This window comes from Roseibium litorale (assembly GCF_014842915.1).
Classification (GTDB): Bacteria; Pseudomonadota; Alphaproteobacteria; order Rhizobiales; family Stappiaceae; genus Roseibium; species Roseibium litorale.
Window position 1 is genome coordinate 34149 of the sequence record NZ_JACYXI010000009.1, and the last position, 16790, is coordinate 50938.

At 59.9% G+C, this 16790-nt stretch carries 16 protein-coding genes; 3 read left to right on the forward strand and 13 right to left on the reverse strand.

The genetic code is table 11. The features are described 5' to 3' along the window. Positions 1-6 precede the first annotated feature (6 nt). Both IG616_RS14380 and IG616_RS14385 read left to right on the forward strand, forming a co-directional pair. On the forward strand, positions 7-525 hold the full coding sequence (locus IG616_RS14380; protein WP_192148857.1) for a TRAP transporter small permease: 519 nt from the start codon (positions 7-9) through the stop codon (positions 523-525). Between the two features lie 15 nt (positions 526-540). Further along, positions 541-1743: a M20 aminoacylase family protein gene (locus tag IG616_RS14385; RefSeq protein ID WP_192148858.1), complete on the forward strand. Its 1203-nt coding sequence runs from the start codon at positions 541-543 to the stop codon at positions 1741-1743. A gap of 256 nt (positions 1744-1999) precedes the next feature. Here IG616_RS14385 and IG616_RS14390 read toward each other — a convergent pair whose 3' ends face one another. The 6 genes from IG616_RS14390 to IG616_RS14415 all read right to left on the reverse strand — a co-directional run bounded on the left by IG616_RS14390 (position 2000) and on the right by IG616_RS14415 (position 7974). Continuing rightward, entirely contained in the window at positions 2000-3721 is a 1722-nt protein-coding gene (locus tag IG616_RS14390; RefSeq protein ID WP_192148859.1) for an ABC transporter substrate-binding protein, read from the reverse strand. Between the two features lie 80 nt (positions 3722-3801). Next, positions 3802-4083: a DUF2160 domain-containing protein gene (locus IG616_RS14395; protein ID WP_192148860.1), complete on the reverse strand. Its 282-nt coding sequence runs from the start codon at positions 4081-4083 to the stop codon at positions 3802-3804. 14 nt (positions 4084-4097) lie between these two features. Beyond that, the gene (locus IG616_RS14400; protein WP_192148861.1) at positions 4098-4925 is read right to left on the reverse strand and encodes a carbohydrate ABC transporter permease; all 828 of its coding nucleotides are present in this window, start codon (positions 4923-4925) and stop codon (positions 4098-4100) included. After that, the gene (locus IG616_RS14405; RefSeq protein ID WP_192148862.1) at positions 4922-5806 is read right to left on the reverse strand and encodes a carbohydrate ABC transporter permease; all 885 of its coding nucleotides are present in this window, start codon (positions 5804-5806) and stop codon (positions 4922-4924) included. The genes IG616_RS14400 and IG616_RS14405 overlap by 4 nt, the downstream gene beginning before the upstream one ends. A 3-nt stretch (positions 5807-5809) precedes the next feature. Then, on the reverse strand, positions 5810-6880 hold the full coding sequence (locus tag IG616_RS14410) for an ABC transporter ATP-binding protein (protein WP_192148863.1): 1071 nt from the start codon (positions 6878-6880) through the stop codon (positions 5810-5812). An 11-nt stretch (positions 6881-6891) separates the two neighbouring features. Then, entirely contained in the window at positions 6892-7974 is a 1083-nt protein-coding gene (locus IG616_RS14415; protein WP_192148864.1) for an ABC transporter ATP-binding protein, read from the reverse strand. Positions 7975-8766: 792 nt separating this feature from the next. Between IG616_RS14415 and IG616_RS14420 the strand changes: the two genes are divergently transcribed. Next, a complete protein-coding gene (locus tag IG616_RS14420; RefSeq protein ID WP_192148865.1) occupies positions 8767-9528 on the forward strand; it encodes a GntR family transcriptional regulator in 762 nt (253 codons plus the stop codon). A 56-nt stretch (positions 9529-9584) separates the two neighbouring features. Here IG616_RS14420 and gmk read toward each other — a convergent pair whose 3' ends face one another. The 7 genes from gmk to fabD form a co-directional block, all read right to left on the reverse strand. Next, on the reverse strand, positions 9585-10292 hold the full coding sequence (gene gmk / locus IG616_RS14425) for a guanylate kinase (RefSeq protein WP_192148866.1): 708 nt from the start codon (positions 10290-10292) through the stop codon (positions 9585-9587). Between the two features lie 5 nt (positions 10293-10297). Next, positions 10298-11191, reverse strand: coding sequence for a YicC/YloC family endoribonuclease (locus IG616_RS14430; RefSeq protein WP_192148867.1), 894 nt, complete (start codon positions 11189-11191; stop codon positions 10298-10300). Positions 11192-11257: 66 nt separating this feature from the next. After that, positions 11258-12427, reverse strand: coding sequence for an endolytic transglycosylase MltG (mltG, locus tag IG616_RS14435; RefSeq protein WP_192148868.1), 1170 nt, complete (start codon positions 12425-12427; stop codon positions 11258-11260). 136 nt (positions 12428-12563) lie between these two features. Further along, the gene (gene fabF / locus IG616_RS14440; protein ID WP_192148869.1) at positions 12564-13826 is read right to left on the reverse strand and encodes a beta-ketoacyl-ACP synthase II; all 1263 of its coding nucleotides are present in this window, start codon (positions 13824-13826) and stop codon (positions 12564-12566) included. Between the two features lie 78 nt (positions 13827-13904). Next, positions 13905-14141: an acyl carrier protein gene (locus IG616_RS14445; RefSeq protein ID WP_073014292.1), complete on the reverse strand. Its 237-nt coding sequence runs from the start codon at positions 14139-14141 to the stop codon at positions 13905-13907. A gap of 288 nt (positions 14142-14429) precedes the next feature. Next, positions 14430-15167, reverse strand: coding sequence for a 3-oxoacyl-[acyl-carrier-protein] reductase (fabG, locus tag IG616_RS14450; RefSeq protein WP_192148870.1), 738 nt, complete (start codon positions 15165-15167; stop codon positions 14430-14432). A 45-nt stretch (positions 15168-15212) separates the two neighbouring features. Next, positions 15213-16157 carry an ACP S-malonyltransferase gene (fabD, locus tag IG616_RS14455; protein WP_192148871.1) on the reverse strand — a complete coding sequence of 315 codons (945 nt, stop codon included), beginning with the start codon at positions 16155-16157 and terminating at the stop codon, positions 15213-15215. Positions 16158-16790: the final 633 nt, after the last annotated feature.

Below are 16790 nucleotides of genomic sequence, written 5' to 3' on the forward strand. Positions count from 1 at the left end.
AAAGTCATGAAATCCATAGCAAAAGCCCTGATGGTCGCTAGCGACGCCGTCGACGAGCTTCTACGGGGAACCGCCATTGTCTTTCTGGCCATCATGGTTGGGGCCATCTGCCTGCAGGTTCTAGCCCGCTACGGCTTTTCGGCCCCGCCCGCCTGGACTGAGGAAGTGGCCCGCTACTGCATGGTCTGGGTGGGCCTTCTGGGGGCAAGCGTTTCCTACAAGATCGGGTTCGACCCGGCCCTTGTTAAACTGCCCCGCAAGCTCTCCCCGGCCTTGAACTTGATCACCAGTTTCTTCCGCGGAGCGAGTGTTTTCATCTTCCTCGCGCCAATCCTCTGGTACTCGATTTTCGGCCCCGGCATGAATACCTCCCGCTCCTTCCTGATGCGGAACCTGAACACGATGGCGGAATCCTTTGATATGCCGCTCATTTTCATCGCCATCACCGTGCCGGTCTTCATCAGCGCCATTTTTCTGCATGGCCTGGCCCATATGGCCAGCACGCTCACGACCAGCAAACAATAAAGATCACAGCATCCCATGACCAAGCCAGACCTCGCGTCCCTTCAGCAAGACACAGAGTTTCTTCAGCGTCTGACCGCGATCCGCCAGGATATTCACCAGCATCCGGAAACAGCTTTCGAGGAAGTGCGAACCGGCAACATTGTTGCAGCATTTCTGACCTCCCTCGGCATGGAGGTCAATCGCGGTCTCGGCAAGACAGGCGTCATCGGCACCTTGAAGGGCAAACGGCCGGGACAGCGTGTCATCGGTCTCCGAGCAGACATGGACGCCCTGTTCATCGAAGAAAAGACCGGCCTCGACTACGCCTCAAGCGTTCCGGGAAAGATGCATGCCTGCGGTCATGACGGCCACACCACCATGCTGCTCGGTGCTGCGGAAAAGCTCGCCAGCAATCCGGACTTTGCCGGGACAATCCACTTCATCTTCCAACCTGCCGAGGAAGGCGTCGGGGGTGCAAGGGTGATGATCCAGGATGGCCTGTTCGAGCAATTCCCTTGTGATGCGGTCTATGGCGTTCACAATGCGCCGAAAGAGCCACTGGGCTTTACCAGCACGCGTCCTGGGCCGTACATGGCAGCGGGCGACACCTGGGAAGTGCGTTTCAAGGGCACAGGTGGCCACGGCGCCATGCCGCACCTTGGCACTGACCCGACCATTGCCGCCGGACAGTTTATCGCGTCCATTGGGTCGCTGCTTTCCCGCAAGGTGCCCTCTAACGACGCAGCTGTCATTTCTGTGGGTCACATCAGCGGCGGTGACTACAACAGCCCGAACATTATTCCGGCTGAAGTCACCATCCGCGGCACCGCGCGCAGCTACCGGCCTGAAGTCCGCGATATTCTGGAAACCAAGATCCAGAAGCTGGCCTGCAGCTGCGCGAAAGCACAGGATGTGGAGGCAGCGGTCATTTACACCCGCCGCTATCCGCCGCTAATCAATACGCCGGAAAACACGGCGATTGCAGTCCAGGCCGCCTCCAATGCCTTTGGCGAGAAGATGGTCGACCCCAAGGCTCCGCCACTTGGCGGCAGCGAGGACTTTTCCTTCATGCTGGAAAAGGTTCCAGGGGCCTATGTCATGATCGGCAACGGCGATGGCCCTGAGGCTGCCATGGTCCATACGCCGATGTTCAACTTCAACGACGCCCTCATCCCCTATGGGGTTGCTTACTGGCTGAATGTCGTTGAGCTGGAACTGGGCGAAGCCACAACCGCATAAACCCAAACAGGCCCGGCGTTTCCGCCGGGCCTGAGGGTGCTGGCAAACCCAAGTCTTCAGGATTTTTCTCCGCGCCGTCCCGGCCTTGAGCCGGGACCTGCCCAAAAACCCTATTTCTTTCAATAGAATAAATAGATAAGAGATCCCGGATCTTCGCTTCGCTACGTCCGGGAAAGCGCGGTGGTGAGGTTTGTCAGCAGTCTGAGGCCCGCCTTCCGGCGGGCCTGCTCTTTTCTGGTCTGATCAAGATCAGCCGTTACTTCTGCCAGCTCTTGACGAGCTCGTCATAGTTGACGGTCATTGGCTTTTCTTTTTCGTTCTCGATCTTCAGCTGCGGGGCAAGGTTGCCCTTGGCGACCGCGTCAGCGTTCCAGTAGGCAAGATCGTGTTCCTCGGCCAGCTTCGGACCGATGTCGCCCTGGATGCCGGAGCGTTCGATACGGGCCATGACCTTTTCCTGCTCTTCACAGAGCGAGTTCATGGCTTCCTGAGCGGTCTTCGCACCGGAGGATGCGTCACCGATCGCCTGCCACCACAGCTGTGCCAGCTTCGGATAGTCCGGAACGTTGGTACCGGTCGGTGACCACTGCAGGCGGGCCGGCGAGCGGTAGAACTCGATCAGACCGCCCAGCTTCGGCGCCCGTTCGGTGAAGGACGGGTGATCCAGCGTCGACTGGCGGATGAAGGTCAGACCGGTATGGCTCTTTTTCACGTCGACGGTCTTGGAAGTGACGAACTGCGCGTAGAGCCAGGCGGCTTTCGCACGGTCATCCGGCGTGGACTTCATCAGCGTCCAGGACCCGGCGTCCTGATAGCCGAGCTTCATGCCGTCCTTCCAGTAGACACCATGCGGGCTCGGAGCAAAGCGCCACTTCGGCGTGCCGTCCTCGTTGACCACCGGCAGGCCCGGCTTGACGAAGTCGGCCGTGAAGGCGGTGTAAGTGAACATCTGCTGGGCGATTTCACCCTGCGAGGGCACCGGACCGGATTCCGAGAAGGTCATGCCCTGAGCCGCAGCCGGAGCATATTTCTTCATCCACTCGAGATACTTCTCGATGGCGTAGACAGAAGCCGGGCCGTTGGTGTCACCGCCCCGGGCGACGCAAGAGCCAACCGGGCGGGAGTTTTCGTCGACCTTGATGCCCCACTCGTCGACCGGCAGACCATTCGGAATGCCCTTGTCGCCGTTGCCAGCCATGGAGAGCCACGCATCGGTGAAGCGCCAGCCGAGCGACGGATCCTTCTTGCCGTAGTCCATGTGGCCATAGACTTTCTTGCCGTCGATCTCACGGCCGGTGAAGAACTCCGCAATGTCCTCATAGGCCGACCAGTTGACCGGAACCCCGAGCTCATAGCCGTATTTCGCCTTGAAGTCTGCCTTGTTCTTTTCGTCGTTGAACCAGTCGTAGCGGAAGAAATAAAGGTTCGCGAACTGCTGGTCGGGAAGCTGGTAGAGCTTGCCGTCCGGGGCCGTGGTGAAGGACTTGCCGATGAAGTCATCGATGTCGAGGTTCGGGTTGGTGACGTCCTTGCCTTCGCCGGCCATGAAGTCGGTCAGCGAACGGGCCTGCTGGTAGCGCCAGTGGGTCCCGATCAGGTCGGAGTCGTTGATATAGGCATCATAGATGTTTTCACCCGACTGCATCTGTGTCTGCAGCTTCTCGACGACATCGCCTTCGCCAATCAGGTCATGGGTGATCTTGATGCCGGTAATGGCGGTAAAGGCCGGCGCAAGAACCTTCGATTCGTATTCATGCGTGGTGATGGTTTCAGAAACCACCTTGATTTCCATGCCTGCGAAGGGCTTGGCGGCATCGATGAACCACTGCATTTCCGCTTCTTGCGCACCGCGGTCCAGCGCGGAGAGATCACCGATCTCGGTATCCAGGAACTTCTTTGCATCTTCCATCCCCGCAAATGCGGAACTGGAATAGACCAGCAGCATCGCCGCCGATGTCATAAGTAGGTGCCGTCGCATATATTCCTCCCAAGGTTGCGATTGCATTCACTTGCCATTCCGGCCGCGGCCTCCTTGCCGCCGGCCCTATTGCGCTTGCCTCAGACGAAGCGGAAGACGCCGATCGCGTAGACCACCGACAGGCCAAGCGCCCACCACAGGCTGGGGCCTCCAAGACCCAGCCAAGCGAGATGTATGAAAGCTGCTCCGAGCAGGGAGATGAACAGGCGGTCCCCCCGTGTCGTCTCAAATCTGAGGATGCCGTAGCGGGGATTGCCCCCCGGGGAGAAATACTCCCACACCGCCATTCCGGTCAGCAGAGCAAGAATAGTCAGGAAGAACAGCGCCGTCGGCAGCGTCCAGGCCATCCATGAAAAGTCCATATGAGGTCCTCCCGTCAGACGCGGCCCAGGGCAAAGCCCTTGGCGATGTAGTTACGGACAAAGTAGATCACGATGGCGCCCGGAATGATCGTCAGCACGCCAGCGGCTGCCAGAACGCCCCAATCCATGCCGGAGGCGGAGACCGTGCGCGTCATGATCGCGGCGATCGGCTTTGCATCGGTCGTGGTCAGCGTGCGGGCGATCAAGAGCTCGACCCACGAGAACATGAAGCAGAAGAAAGCTGCCACACCGATCCCGCTGGCAATCAGCGGCGTGAAGATCTTGATGAAGAACCGGGGGAACGAATAGCCGTCGATATAGGCGGTTTCATCGATTTCCTTCGGCACGCCGGACATGAAGCCTTCCAGGATCCAGACCGCCAGCGGTACGTTGAACAGGCAATGGGCCAGGGCCACGGCGATATGCGTATCGATCAGCCCAAACGCGGAATAGAGCTGAAAGAACGGCAGGGCGAAGACCGCAGGCGGAGCCATCCGGTTCGTCAGCAGCCAGAAGAACAGATGCTTGTCACCAAGGAACCGGTAGCGGGAAAAGGCATAGGCTGCCGGCAGCGCTGCCGCCACGGAGATCACCGTGTTCATCACCACATAGATGATGGAGTTGATATAGCCACTGTACCAGGACGGATCGGTGAAGATCACCGCGTAGTTGCGCAGCGTCGGCTCGTGTGGATAGAGCGAGAAGGTGCCCGTGATCTCCGTATTGGTCTTGAAGCTCATGTTGACCAGCCAGTAGATCGGCAGGAGCAGGAAAAAGATGTAGAGCGCGGGAACGAGCCAGGCGAAGCTCCGCCCCTGCGTCTGTTTGGCTTGCGCGGTCATTGTTCACCTCCCTTCCCGGTCTCGCCGTCATGGCTGGTCATGACCGTGTAGAAGACCCAGGAAAACAGCAGGATGATCAGGAAATAGACGAGCGACATGGCGGCAGCCGGACCAAGGTCGAACTGTCCGATCGCCATCTTGACGAGGTCGATCGACAGGAAGGTGGTCGAGTTGCCAGGACCGCCGCCCGTGACGACGAAGGGTTCTGTATAGATCATGAAGCTGTCCATGAAGCGCAGCAGCACGGCGATCAGCAGCACCCGCTTCATCTTGGGCAGCTGGATGTAGCGGAACACCGACCAGCGCGAGGCGCCGTCAATCTTGGCCGCCTGGAAATAGGCGTCGGGAATGGACACCAGACCGGCATAGCACAGCAGGACAACAAGGCTCGTCCAATGCCAGATGTCCATGACGATCAAGGTGATCCAGGCGTCTGAAACGTTGCTGACGTAGTTGTAGTCGACGCCCATCGAAAAGAGCGTGTAGCCGAGCAGGCCGATGTCTACACGACCGAACACCTGCCAGATGGTCCCGACCACGTTCCACGGAATAAGCAGTGGCAGCGACATGAAGACCAGGCAGAAGGGAACACCGAGGCCCTTCTTCGGCATGTTCAGCGCGATGAAGATGCCGAGAGGCACTTCGATCAGCAGGATGATCACCGAGAAGATCAGGTTCCGGCCCAGAGCCTCCCAGAACCGGTCCGACTCCAGAAGTTCAATGAACCAGTCGGTGCCGGCCCAGAAGAACTGGTTGTTGCCGAACGTATCCTGAACCGAATAGTTCACCACCGTCATAAGCGGGATCACCGCCGAGAAGGCGACCAGAACCAGCACGGGCAGAACCATGAACCAGGCTTTGTTGTTCCAGGTCTTGTTCATCACTCAGGCCCCCAGATCAACGCGCCAGGAATCGGCATAAAGGTTTATTCCCGCAGGATCGAACTGCACATGCGGATCGGCAGGCAGGGCCTCGTCCTCACCAGCAAGCGCTGCGATCTCCTGCCCTTCCAGAACGGCGCGGACGATCTTGTAGCGGCCGACATCCTCGACCTTGCGGATTTGCACCGGCAGACCGGTGGTGCTGATGCGGGTGAATTCCGGCCGGACGCCGAGATCGATCCGGCAGCCCTGAAGATCGGGAGCAGCGCCCGGCAGTTCCACCGACTGATCTCCGATACGGGCGGTGCGGCCTTCCGTGCGGACCGGCAGAAGATTCATGCCCGGCGAACCGATGAAATAGCCGACAAATGTATGCATCGGACGCTCAAACAGTTCAGCCGGCGTTCCGATCTGCACCACCTGCCCTTCGTACATGACCACGACCTGATCCGCGAAGGTCAGTGCCTCGGTCTGGTCGTGGGTCACGTAGATCATGGTGTAGCCGAAACGGCGGTGCAGCTTCTTGAGCTGGGACCGCAGTTCCCACTTCATGTGCGGATCGATAACCGTCAGCGGCTCATCGAAGAGGATCGCGTTGACGTCCGACCGGACGAGACCGCGCCCAAGGGAAATCTTCTGCTTCTGGTCAGCCGTCAGACCCTGAGCCTTGCGGTGTGCCCCTTCGGAAAGCCCGATCATCTCCAGGGTTTCCTTGACCTTGGCGTCGACCGCGTCCTTGGGCACATTCCGGTTGCGCAGCGGAAAGGCCAGATTGTCGTAGACACTCATGGTGTCGTAGACCACCGGAAACTGGAACACCTGGGCGATGTTCCGCTCCTGGGTGGACAGGTCCGTCACGTCCGTTGATCCGAAAAGCAGCCGTCCGTGCGAGGGATGCAGCAGGCCGGAAATGATGTTCAGCAAGGTGGTCTTGCCGCAGCCCGAAGGCCCCAGCAGCGCGTAGGCGCCGCCATCCTCAAACGTGTGGTTGATTTCGCGCAGCGCGAAATCCTCGGGCTTCTGCGGGTCCGGATAGTAGGAGTGCCGGATGCCATCGAAGGTAATCTCTGCCATGAGCGTCTCCTTCAGGCCGCCGTGTGGAATTCATATTCGACCGCCCGGCCTTCCATATCGAAGACCAGTAGGTTCGTGGGCTCGAAGAGCACTTCCACCGCGTCGTCCGGATCGAGTTCCAGAACGCCAGGGGTCAGCATGATCCAGTCCGTTCCGGCGAAGGTGAAATGGACGAAGCTCTCGGACCCGGTGATTTCTGTAATGATGGCGCGGGCGTGAATGGAGACGGTGTGCGGGGTAGTGGCACGGGTCGTCAGATGGTGGGGCTGAATCCCGATCGTGTAGGCTCCGTCCGGCAAATGCTGGAGATGAGCAGGGACAGGAAACGTGACCGCTTCGCCGTGCGAGATCCGCCCGTTTTTCTTTTCAACGCTGAGCGTGTTCAGCGGCGGGTCCGCAAAGGTGCGGGCGCTGATCAGGCTCACCGGACGGCGGAAGACATCGACCGTCGGGCCGAACTGGACCATCTGCCCCTCGCTCAGCACCGCCGTGTTGCCGCCAAGAAGCAGCGCTTCCTGCGGTTCGGTTGTCGCATAGACGAAAATGGCTCCGGATTCGGCGAAGATCTTCGGCAATTCTTCGCGAAGCTCCTCGCGCAGCTTGTAGTCGAGGTTCGCGAGCGGCTCGTCGAGCAGCACAAGGCTGGCGTTCTTGACCATGGCGCGCGCCAGTGCGGTGCGCTGCTGCTGGCCGCCAGACAGGTTCAGCGGTGTGCGGTCGAGGTAAGGTGTCAGGCGCATCAATTCTGCCGCCCGCTTCACCTCACGGTCGATGGTTGCACTGTCCCGCCCCTGGATCCGCAGGGGAGATGCGATGTTTTCATAAACCGTGAGCGCCGGATAGTTGATGAACTGCTGGTAAACCATCGCCACATTGCGGCGTTGAACCGGCTGGCCGGTGACATCGGCGCCATCGAAATGAACTGTTCCGGAGGTCGGCTCATCGAGACCGGCCATCAGCCGCATCAAGGAAGTCTTACCAGCAAGGGTCGGCCCCAGCAGCACGTTGAGCGTGCCCCGCTCCAGCGCCAGAGATACGTTGCGGATATGATCAGCCCCACCGACTGCGCGGCTGACATTTCGCAATTCCAGCATGCCGCTCCTCCTCCCAAAGGCTCCGGTTCCACCGGATCTGACATATTCATCATATATGCGGCGACTGAACTCACCGAAGCACAGCCGCACGTACGCTCAGAAGCCAGAAAGAAAAAGAGCCCAACTGACAACTAACATACAAGTTACTTAGAAGACGATTTCAGTTATGTGACGTCGGATCTGACGCCCCATATGCCATCACAAGCATAGCTTGATCGCATGGAAATATCCTCCTGACCCCTGATGCAGCTCCTCTTGCGCATCAGCCTCCCCCTCTTGACGGATATTATCTCCGCCCTTCCCCTTGCTTGATGCAAGGTTGTTATAATAAGTTGAAGCTATGAGACTTCGGGAAGGCTGTCAATAAGGATTAGGGTCACAAAATCAGATCCGCAGACAGGACGCCAATCGAAAGTTTCAGGCCGGCTGCCCAAGAGCGCCGGATTGGGAGGACATGACATGAAAGCTCGAAGCGGGGCCCGCCTGCACCCGGCCCCATGCACCTTTTTGCCGCCCCATGATATCCATGCCGGCATGCGGATGGATGTGCATTGCGTTCGCGGCTCTGCGCAAAGTCTCCGCGGTTTTGCCAAGCTTTTGCAGAAGCTTACGCAAATGCGTAGCCATTTAAACGTCTATCCTGCCAGGCACGGCTTGAAATTCTGAGCATCTCGAAGCACAGAGGATAGAAGTTTATTGAACCTCAAGCTTTGCCCGCGCTGTATCAGATAAGAGTGGCGGCTGAGTTTCTGACAATGCTCGCGGAGGAGACAGAGTGTGCGGGAAGACTTGTTGCAAGCACAGTCAGAAGACAGGCATGGCCTGAAGATCCCGCTATGGGTCCAGGTAAAGGCTGCAATCGTTGAAATGATCTCGGCAGAGGGCCTCAATCCCGGCGACAAGCTGCCGAGCGAAGCCGAGTTCTGCAACATTTATGGCGTATCACGCATCGTCGTGCGCCAGGCCATGAGCCGGCTTGTCGGCGAGGGGCTGATTTACCGTCAGCAGGGACGCGGCGCTTTCGTCTCCCAGCCGCGTGACGAAACCGAGTTCGTGGGCCGCGTTATCGGCTTCTCCGGCGATCACGACATGCGCAACCGGCAAGTGACGCGGCGGATTCTGTCATCGGGACGCCGCAAGCCCTGCCCCAAAGTCCGCAAGCTTCTGGAACTCGGTGAAGATCAGGAGACCGTCTTCCTGAACCGCGTCATGAGTGTGGATGGCGTTCCCCGCATTCTCGTCGAAAGCAGCTTGGCCGACGACAAGGTTCCCGGCTTTCTGGAGGTCTGCGAAAACTACAAATCGCTCTATGGCATGCTGGAAAGCCACTATGGCATAGTCTTCACAGGCGCCGAACGCTGGGTGGAAGCGGCCAATGCAAGCGAGGAAGAAGCTCAGCTTCTGGACGTTGAGCCAGGCACAGCCCTGCTGCGGATCGAATCGCGCTCCAGCATCAAGAGCGGCGTCTATCTGGAGTATTTCTCCGCTCTTTACCGCGCAGATCAGGCCCGGCTGCACTTCTCGATCAAAACCGATATCGGCAGCTACGGCTGACGGCGGACGAGGGCGCGGCTGGCCAACGCTCTTTTCAAACCAGGCCTTAAGAGACCTCAATCGAGGTCCTTAAGCGCCTCTTCCAGATCCCCCACCATGCCGTCGATCAACGGACCAATCGCGGGCGAGCGGGACTGTTTCAGACGTTCGGCCTTGAGGATCGCGCGGACGTTCTCGTAAGCGCGTTCGAGGTCGTCATTGACGACCACATAGTCATATTTAGACCAGTGACGCATTTCACCAACGGCGGTCTTCAGGCGGCGGAGAATCACTTCCTCGCTGTCTTCCGCACGGCGGCGCAGGCGCGACTTCATTTCGGCGATGGACGGCGGCAGGATGAAGATCGAGACCACATCTTCGCGCATCTTCTCATAGAGCTGGAACGTGCCCTGGATATCGATGTCGAACAGGATGTCCTTGCCGTTCTCGATGGCATTTTCTACCGGGCCGCGCGGCGTAGCGTAATAGTTGCCGTGAACTTCCGCCCATTCCAGCAGCTCGCCATCTTCCTTCATGTGCTCGAAGGTCTTGGCATCGATGAACCTGTAATGCACGCCATCCACTTCGCTCGACCGGCGCGGGCGGGTCGTAACGGAAATGGACAGAGCCAGATTGTCTTCCTTTTCCAGAAGCAGCCGGGCAATGGTCGACTTGCCGGCTCCTGAGGGAGACGACAGCACAAGCATAAGGCCACGGCGGGACTCTTCCGCCGCATCGGCACTCACCGTGATGCCTTGCCGGCCATTGGACGTCGCATCGGACATTCGGATCACTCCAGGTTTTGGATCTGCTCGCGCATCTGATCGATCACGGCCTTCAGGTCAAGCCCGATCGTCGTCAGCTCGACATCATTCGACTTGGAGCAGAGAGTATTGGTCTCGCGGTTGAATTCCTGCGCCAGGAAATCCAGGCGGCGCCCGATGGCCCCGCCCGCGGCCAGAAGCTCGCGCACGGCAGTGACATGCGCGTGCAGACGGTCCAGCTCTTCGCGGATATCTGCCTTGGTTGCCAGGATAGCTGCTTCCTGATGAAGCCGCTGGCTGTCGAGCGCTCCGGCGGACGCGTCCATCAGTTCGGCCACGAGAGCGGCAAGACGGGCACGGATCGCTTCAGGCTGGCGCGCTGGCAGTCTTTCGGCGCGGGCGGTCAGTCCCGCGACGCGATCCACCTGCCCCAGGATTATGTCCCGGATGGCATGGCCTTCGGACCGGCGCATGCCTACCAGCGCCCCAAGAGCTTCGTCCAGCGTCGACAGAAGCGTGGCGAGAAGCGCCTCCCGGACGGCGGGGTCCTCTTCCGGCTCCTTCAGCTCGACGACGCCCTTCTGCGCCAGGATGCCATCGAGCGTCGGCGGAGCAACATCGGGAAGGCGCTGGCGCAGCAGGCCGACCGCCGCCAGAACCGCATCCAGAGCGGTTTGGTTGATGGTCAGGACCGCTTCGCCCTGATCACGCTGCATGAAAAGACCAATGGAGACATTGCCGCGCTGGAGCACCTTGGCACAGCGCTCGCGGATGCGCGGCTCCAGCTCCTCAAGGCCAGCTGGCAGGCGCAGGCGCATATCCAGGTTCTTGCCGTTGACCGACCGCAGCTCCCATGTCCAGCGGACCACACCCGCCTCTCCCTGAACCCGGGCAAAACCGGTCATGCTGGCAAGGGTCATCAGGATCTCCGTGTCTCAGGCGCCCGCTGCGTGGCAAATGATTTGCGGCCCGGAGGCCGCAAACGCTCAGTTCTGTTTTGTGCCATCGCCTTCGGCGGGCGCGGCGTCATCCGCTGCAGGGGCAGCATCCTTGGCGGCCTCGGCATTGGAGCGGATCTCCCGCTCGACCTTGCGCCATTTGCGGACATTCTCCTGGTGCTGCTCGTAGGTTTCCGAGAACACGTGCCCGCCAGTGCCGTCCGCGACGAAATAGAGATCCTTCGTGCGCGACGGATTGGCAACCGCTTCCATGGCCGCCCGGCCCGGATTGCCGATCGGTCCCGGCGGCAGGCCGTTGATCTGGTACGTGTTGTACGGATTTTCCTTCTTGAGCTCCGACTGCGTGATCGCGGAACGGTCCTCAAGCCACGCTTCACCGCCATGCAGGCCATAAAGGATCGTCGGATCCGACTGCAGGCGCATGTTCTTGTTCAGGCGGTTGACAAAGACACCAGCCACGCGCGGGCGCTCATCGGCCTTGGCCGTTTCCTTCTCCACGATGGAGGCCAGGATCACCAGCTCTTCTGGCGTCTTCACCGGCAGGCCTTCGCTGCGGCGTTCCCAGATCCCGGCCAGCAGCTTGGCCTGAGCGTTCTTCATCTGATCAATGATCTGCTGGCGCGTAGTGCCGCGCGTGAACGTATAGGTTTCCGGCAGCAACTCGCCTTCCGCAGGAACTGATTCGATCTCGCCGGTCAGCACCGTGTTGCCGCGCACGCGCTGCAGGATCTGCGCCGTCGACCAGCCTTCGGGGATCGTAACGGCGTGGGTCACAGCATTGCCATCGACAAGATCCTGCATGACCTTGCGCATGGAAACGCCGGGCGCGAACGCATATTCGCCAGCTTTCAGGCGGCTCTGGTTCTTGTAGAAACGGACACCGGCGTTGAACACCAGCTCGTCGATCAGGCTATCACTGATAACGTTTTCCGCGGACAGACGGTCTGTAATACCGGACAGACCGGAACCGGCCGTGATGATGACGGTGCTCGGCTTGGTCGACGGGCCGGGTTCGTCAAAAATCTGCTTGCCGAAATAGAGCGCGGCGCCTGCGCCAACGACGACGAAAACAGCGAGCGAAATAATCAGATTGATCAGAATGACGACGGGATTGCGCACATGGCGTGAGCGCGGCGGCGGTCCGGGCGGCAGCTCCGGCTGGATCGCCTCACGCGGACTTTTCGGCTTGATGCGCATATAATCGCCCTTTTTCCTTCAGACCTCGGCCTGGAACCAGGCGATGCCCTTGATGCAACTCATAGCGCGGCTGGGAAAAGTCCGCCGCCACGAAGGACAATCCCTGCGGCGGCGGGCAATTTTATGACCTCAGCCTTCAGTCTGCCACTTTGCGGAAGACGAGCGAGGCATTGGTGCCGCCAAATCCGAAGGAGTTGGACAGGGCCACATCGATGTTCATCTTCTTGGCCTTGTGCGGGACCAGATCGATCTTCGTTTCGACAGACGGTGTGTCGAGGTTGATCGTCGGAGGCGCAATGCCATCGCGAATCGCGAGAACCGAGAAGATCGCTTCCACGGCCCCGGCAGCGCCAAGCAGGTGGCCAATGCAGGACTTGGTGGAAGACATGGCAATCTTGCCGGCCGCATCGCCGACCAGACGCTCGACAGCGCCCAGCTCGATCGTGTCGGCCATGGTCGAGGTCCCATGGGCGTTGATGTAATCCACATCCGCCGGGGAAATGCCGGCACGGGCCAGCGCCGCGCTCATGCAGCGGAACGCGCCATCGCCCTCAGGCGACGGAGCCGTGATGTGGAAGGCATCGCCAGACAGACCGTAGCCGATCACTTCGGCATAGATCTTCGCGCCGCGCGCCTTGGCGTGCTCGTATTCTTCCAGAACGACGACACCGGCGCCCTCACCCATGACGAAACCGTCACGGTCGGCGTCATAAGGGCGGGACGCCTTTTCCGGCGTATCATTGTAGCTGGTGGACAGCGCCTTGCAGGCGGCAAAGCCTGCGAGCGACAGACGGCACACCGGAGATTCGGTACCACCGGCCACCATCACATCCGCATCGCCGAACGCGATCAGACGGGACGCATCGCCAATGGCGTGCGAGCCGGTCGAGCAGGCCGTGACCACAGCGTGGTTCGGGCCCTTGAGACCATGACGGATGGACACATACCCGCCGGCAAGATTGATCAGGCGGCCGGGAATGAAGAAGGGGGAAATTCTGCGCGGCCCCTTGTCGGCCAGCGTGTGCGCGGCTTCCTCGATCCCCTGGAGACCACCGATACCGGACCCGATGAGAACACCGGCACGGATCTGCTGCTCGTAGGTTTCGGCCTTGAAGCCACTGTCTGAAAGGGCCTGATCGGCAGCGGCCACAGCATAGACGATGAACTCGTCCACCTTGCGCTGCTCTTTAGGCTCCATCCAGTCGTCGGGACTATAATGCCCTGCGACCGATGGATCGCGCGGGATCTGGCAAGCGATCTGGCACGCCAGATCATCTACCTGGAAATTGCTGACCTTGGAGGCCCCGCTCTTTCCTTCGAGAATGTTTTTCCAAGAGGTATCAACGTTTCCGCCAAGCGGAGACACCATACCCAGACCTGTGATGACAACTCGCCTCATGCAACCCGCACTTGATTCCGGGCAGCCCGGTTCATTCGAAACCGGACTGCCCGCTGATCCAACCGTAGTGCCAGCGAATTAGCCGGCGTTCTTTTCCAGGAACTTCACGGCATCGCCAACCGTCAGGATGGTTTCTGCTGCATCGTCCGGGATTTCCACGCCGAATTCTTCTTCGAACGCCATGACGAGTTCAACGGTGTCAAGGCTGTCTGCGCCCAGATCATCGATGAAGGAGGCGTTGTCGGTTACCTTTTCAGCGTCCACACCGAGGTGCTCGATGACGATTTTCTTAACCCGATCAGCGATATCGCTCATTTTCATACTTCCTTGAGTTTACTGTCTCTGCCGAGCTTCCGGTTCAAGCCGGATACGGCCGAAACCCGAATTTCAGTCTGCCAAACCTCAGGGGGACCACATTTCGGCAATGCCGGGACCCCGTGATCCTGAAGACGTTCTGGACGGGTCAAATCTGAAAACCAGCCTGTCACCCTACCCCAGCGAACAATCGGCGGGTTGGTAACACACTTTACACACCTTGACCAGCCAGTCCGGAACGCGCTTGCGCGGTCCGGAATTTTTTGCGCTGCAAATGAAAACAGCGTTTTAAATCATTGCCATACCGCCATTGACGTGAATGGTCTGCCCGGTGACGTAGGCAGCCTCGTCACTGGCAAGGTAGACGGCGGCGGACGCGATTTCCGCAGCAGTGCCCAAACGGCCTGCCGGAACGCTGACCAGAATCGATTCCTTCTGCTTTTCGTTCAGGGCATCCGTCATCGCGGTTTCGATGAAACCGGGAGCAATCGTGTTCGCCGTGATATTGCGGCTGGCAACTTCACGCGCAAGCGACTTGTACATGCCGATCATGCCGGCCTTGGCCGCCGCGTAGTTCACCTGGCCTGGGTTGCCGGTCACGCCCACCACGGAGGTGATGCCGATGATGCGGCCAGCGCGGCGCTTCATCATGCCCTTGATCGCCGACCGGCAGATGCGGAAGTTGGAGGTCAGGTTGACCTCGATCACCTGCTCCCACTCTTCATCCTTCATGCGCATGAAGATGTTGTCGCGGGTGATACCGGCATTGTTGACCAGAATGTCCAGCTTGCCCATGGCTGCTTCCGCAGCCGGAACCAGGGCATCGACAGCTTCCCGGTCGGAGAGGTTTGCCGGGGTGACAAAAACGCGTTCGCCCAGATCATTGGCCAGCGCTTCCAGCTTTTCTGCACGGGTGCCGGACAAGGCAACGGTTGCGCCCTGCGCATGCAGCGCGCGGGCGATGGCTTCGCCAATCCCGCCGGTCGCACCGGTCACAAGAGCGGCTTTGCCCTCAAGGTTGAACATGTCGGTTTCCTTCCTGTGAATTTCACTCGATGGCTGAAGCCGGCCTTAGCCGTTCAGCTTGGCGATCAGGGCGTCGATATCGTCCGGCGTGTTGATGGCCTGGCCCGCAGCACCATCGGCGATGCGCTTGACCATGCCGCTCAGAACCTTGCCTGCGCCGATTTCGACAAAGGTGGTGACGCCCTCTCCGGCCAGCCAGGAGATGGATTCGCGCCAGCGGACGGTGCCCGTGACCTGCTCGACCAGGCGGCGGCGGATTTCATCCGGGTCCGTGATGGGAGCAGCCAGCACATTGGCAACCAGCGGCACTTTCGGCGCGCGGATCTCGGCACCAGCCAAGGCTTCCGCCATCGCATCAGCCGCGGGCTGCATCAGGGCACAATGGAACGGTGCGCTGACCGGCAGCATGACAGCCCGGCGGGCGCCCTTGCCCTTGGCAACTTCAATCGCGCGCTCGACAGCGGCCAGATGGCCGGAAACAACGACCTGGCCCGGCGCGTTGTCATTTGCAGCCTGACAGACTTCGCCTTGAGCTGCCTCTTCGGCAATCGCCTGAGCGGCTTCAAAGTCGAGCCCCAGGAGAGCCGCCATGGCACCCTGCCCGACCGGCACGGCATTCTGCATGGCATCGCCGCGCACGCGCAGGAGGCGGGCAGCCGTTGCGATGTCCAGGGAACCGGCAGCAGCCAGAGCGGAGTATTCGCCGAGAGAATGGCCAGCCACGAAGGAAACGCTCTTGGCCAAATCCAGGCCCTTGGCTTCCAGAACCCGCATGGTGGCAAGGCTAACGGCCATCAGCGCCGGCTGGGCGTTGGCGGTCAAGGTCAGATCCGTATCCGGTCCATTCCACATGACATCGGACAGCTTCTGGCCGAGTGCCTCATCGACTTCCTCAAACACTGCGCGGGCTTCCGCGTAGGTGTCTGCGAGAACCTTGCCCATGCCCACAGCCTGGCTGCCCTGACCGGGGAATGTGAATGCGATGCTCATGCGGGACGTCCCTCCGTCACCTGTTGATCTTGTCTTTCTTATCCGCAGGCAGACCATTTGTCTCTGCCTCCGGTTGCCAGCATCAGGCGGGATCGTTGCCTGCCGGTTGCCGGGATGTATGCGCCCGGCGCGGCATTTCAAAGCCTTCCGGTAAAAAACGCAACCGGAACCACCAATACCGGCAACGTCTGGGCGCGAGCCTATGGGACAGAGCAAGCTACCCTGTCAAGCCTGCCCCATTGGTCAATATACGGATTACCTGTGCGCCAGAGAGACGTTTCGCTGTGATTTGCCCTCTCTAAAGACCAGATTCCCCCAGCATGGACAAATGTAAGACACCCAACTAGCCTCCATATGAAATGTCGTGTGTAGGCTCCAGCCCGGCTTTCGAACGGCGCAACCGTACTTGGCCAGCGCACTTTTCCCGGGCATCCGGGCCAATTCACCTTGCAATCGGCCAGAGATCGTCTATACAGCCGCTCTCATCTGGGAACTTGGCCGGGGGCTGAACGGAAGGGTGCTTAGGCACCAGGGCGGTAAAAAACCCGACTTCCCGTGTCTCCGCTCTCGTTTAGAATTCTCGTACCTTTCCGGGGTCACGAGGAGGCTTTGCGCCAGTTCCCGTTGTGAAAA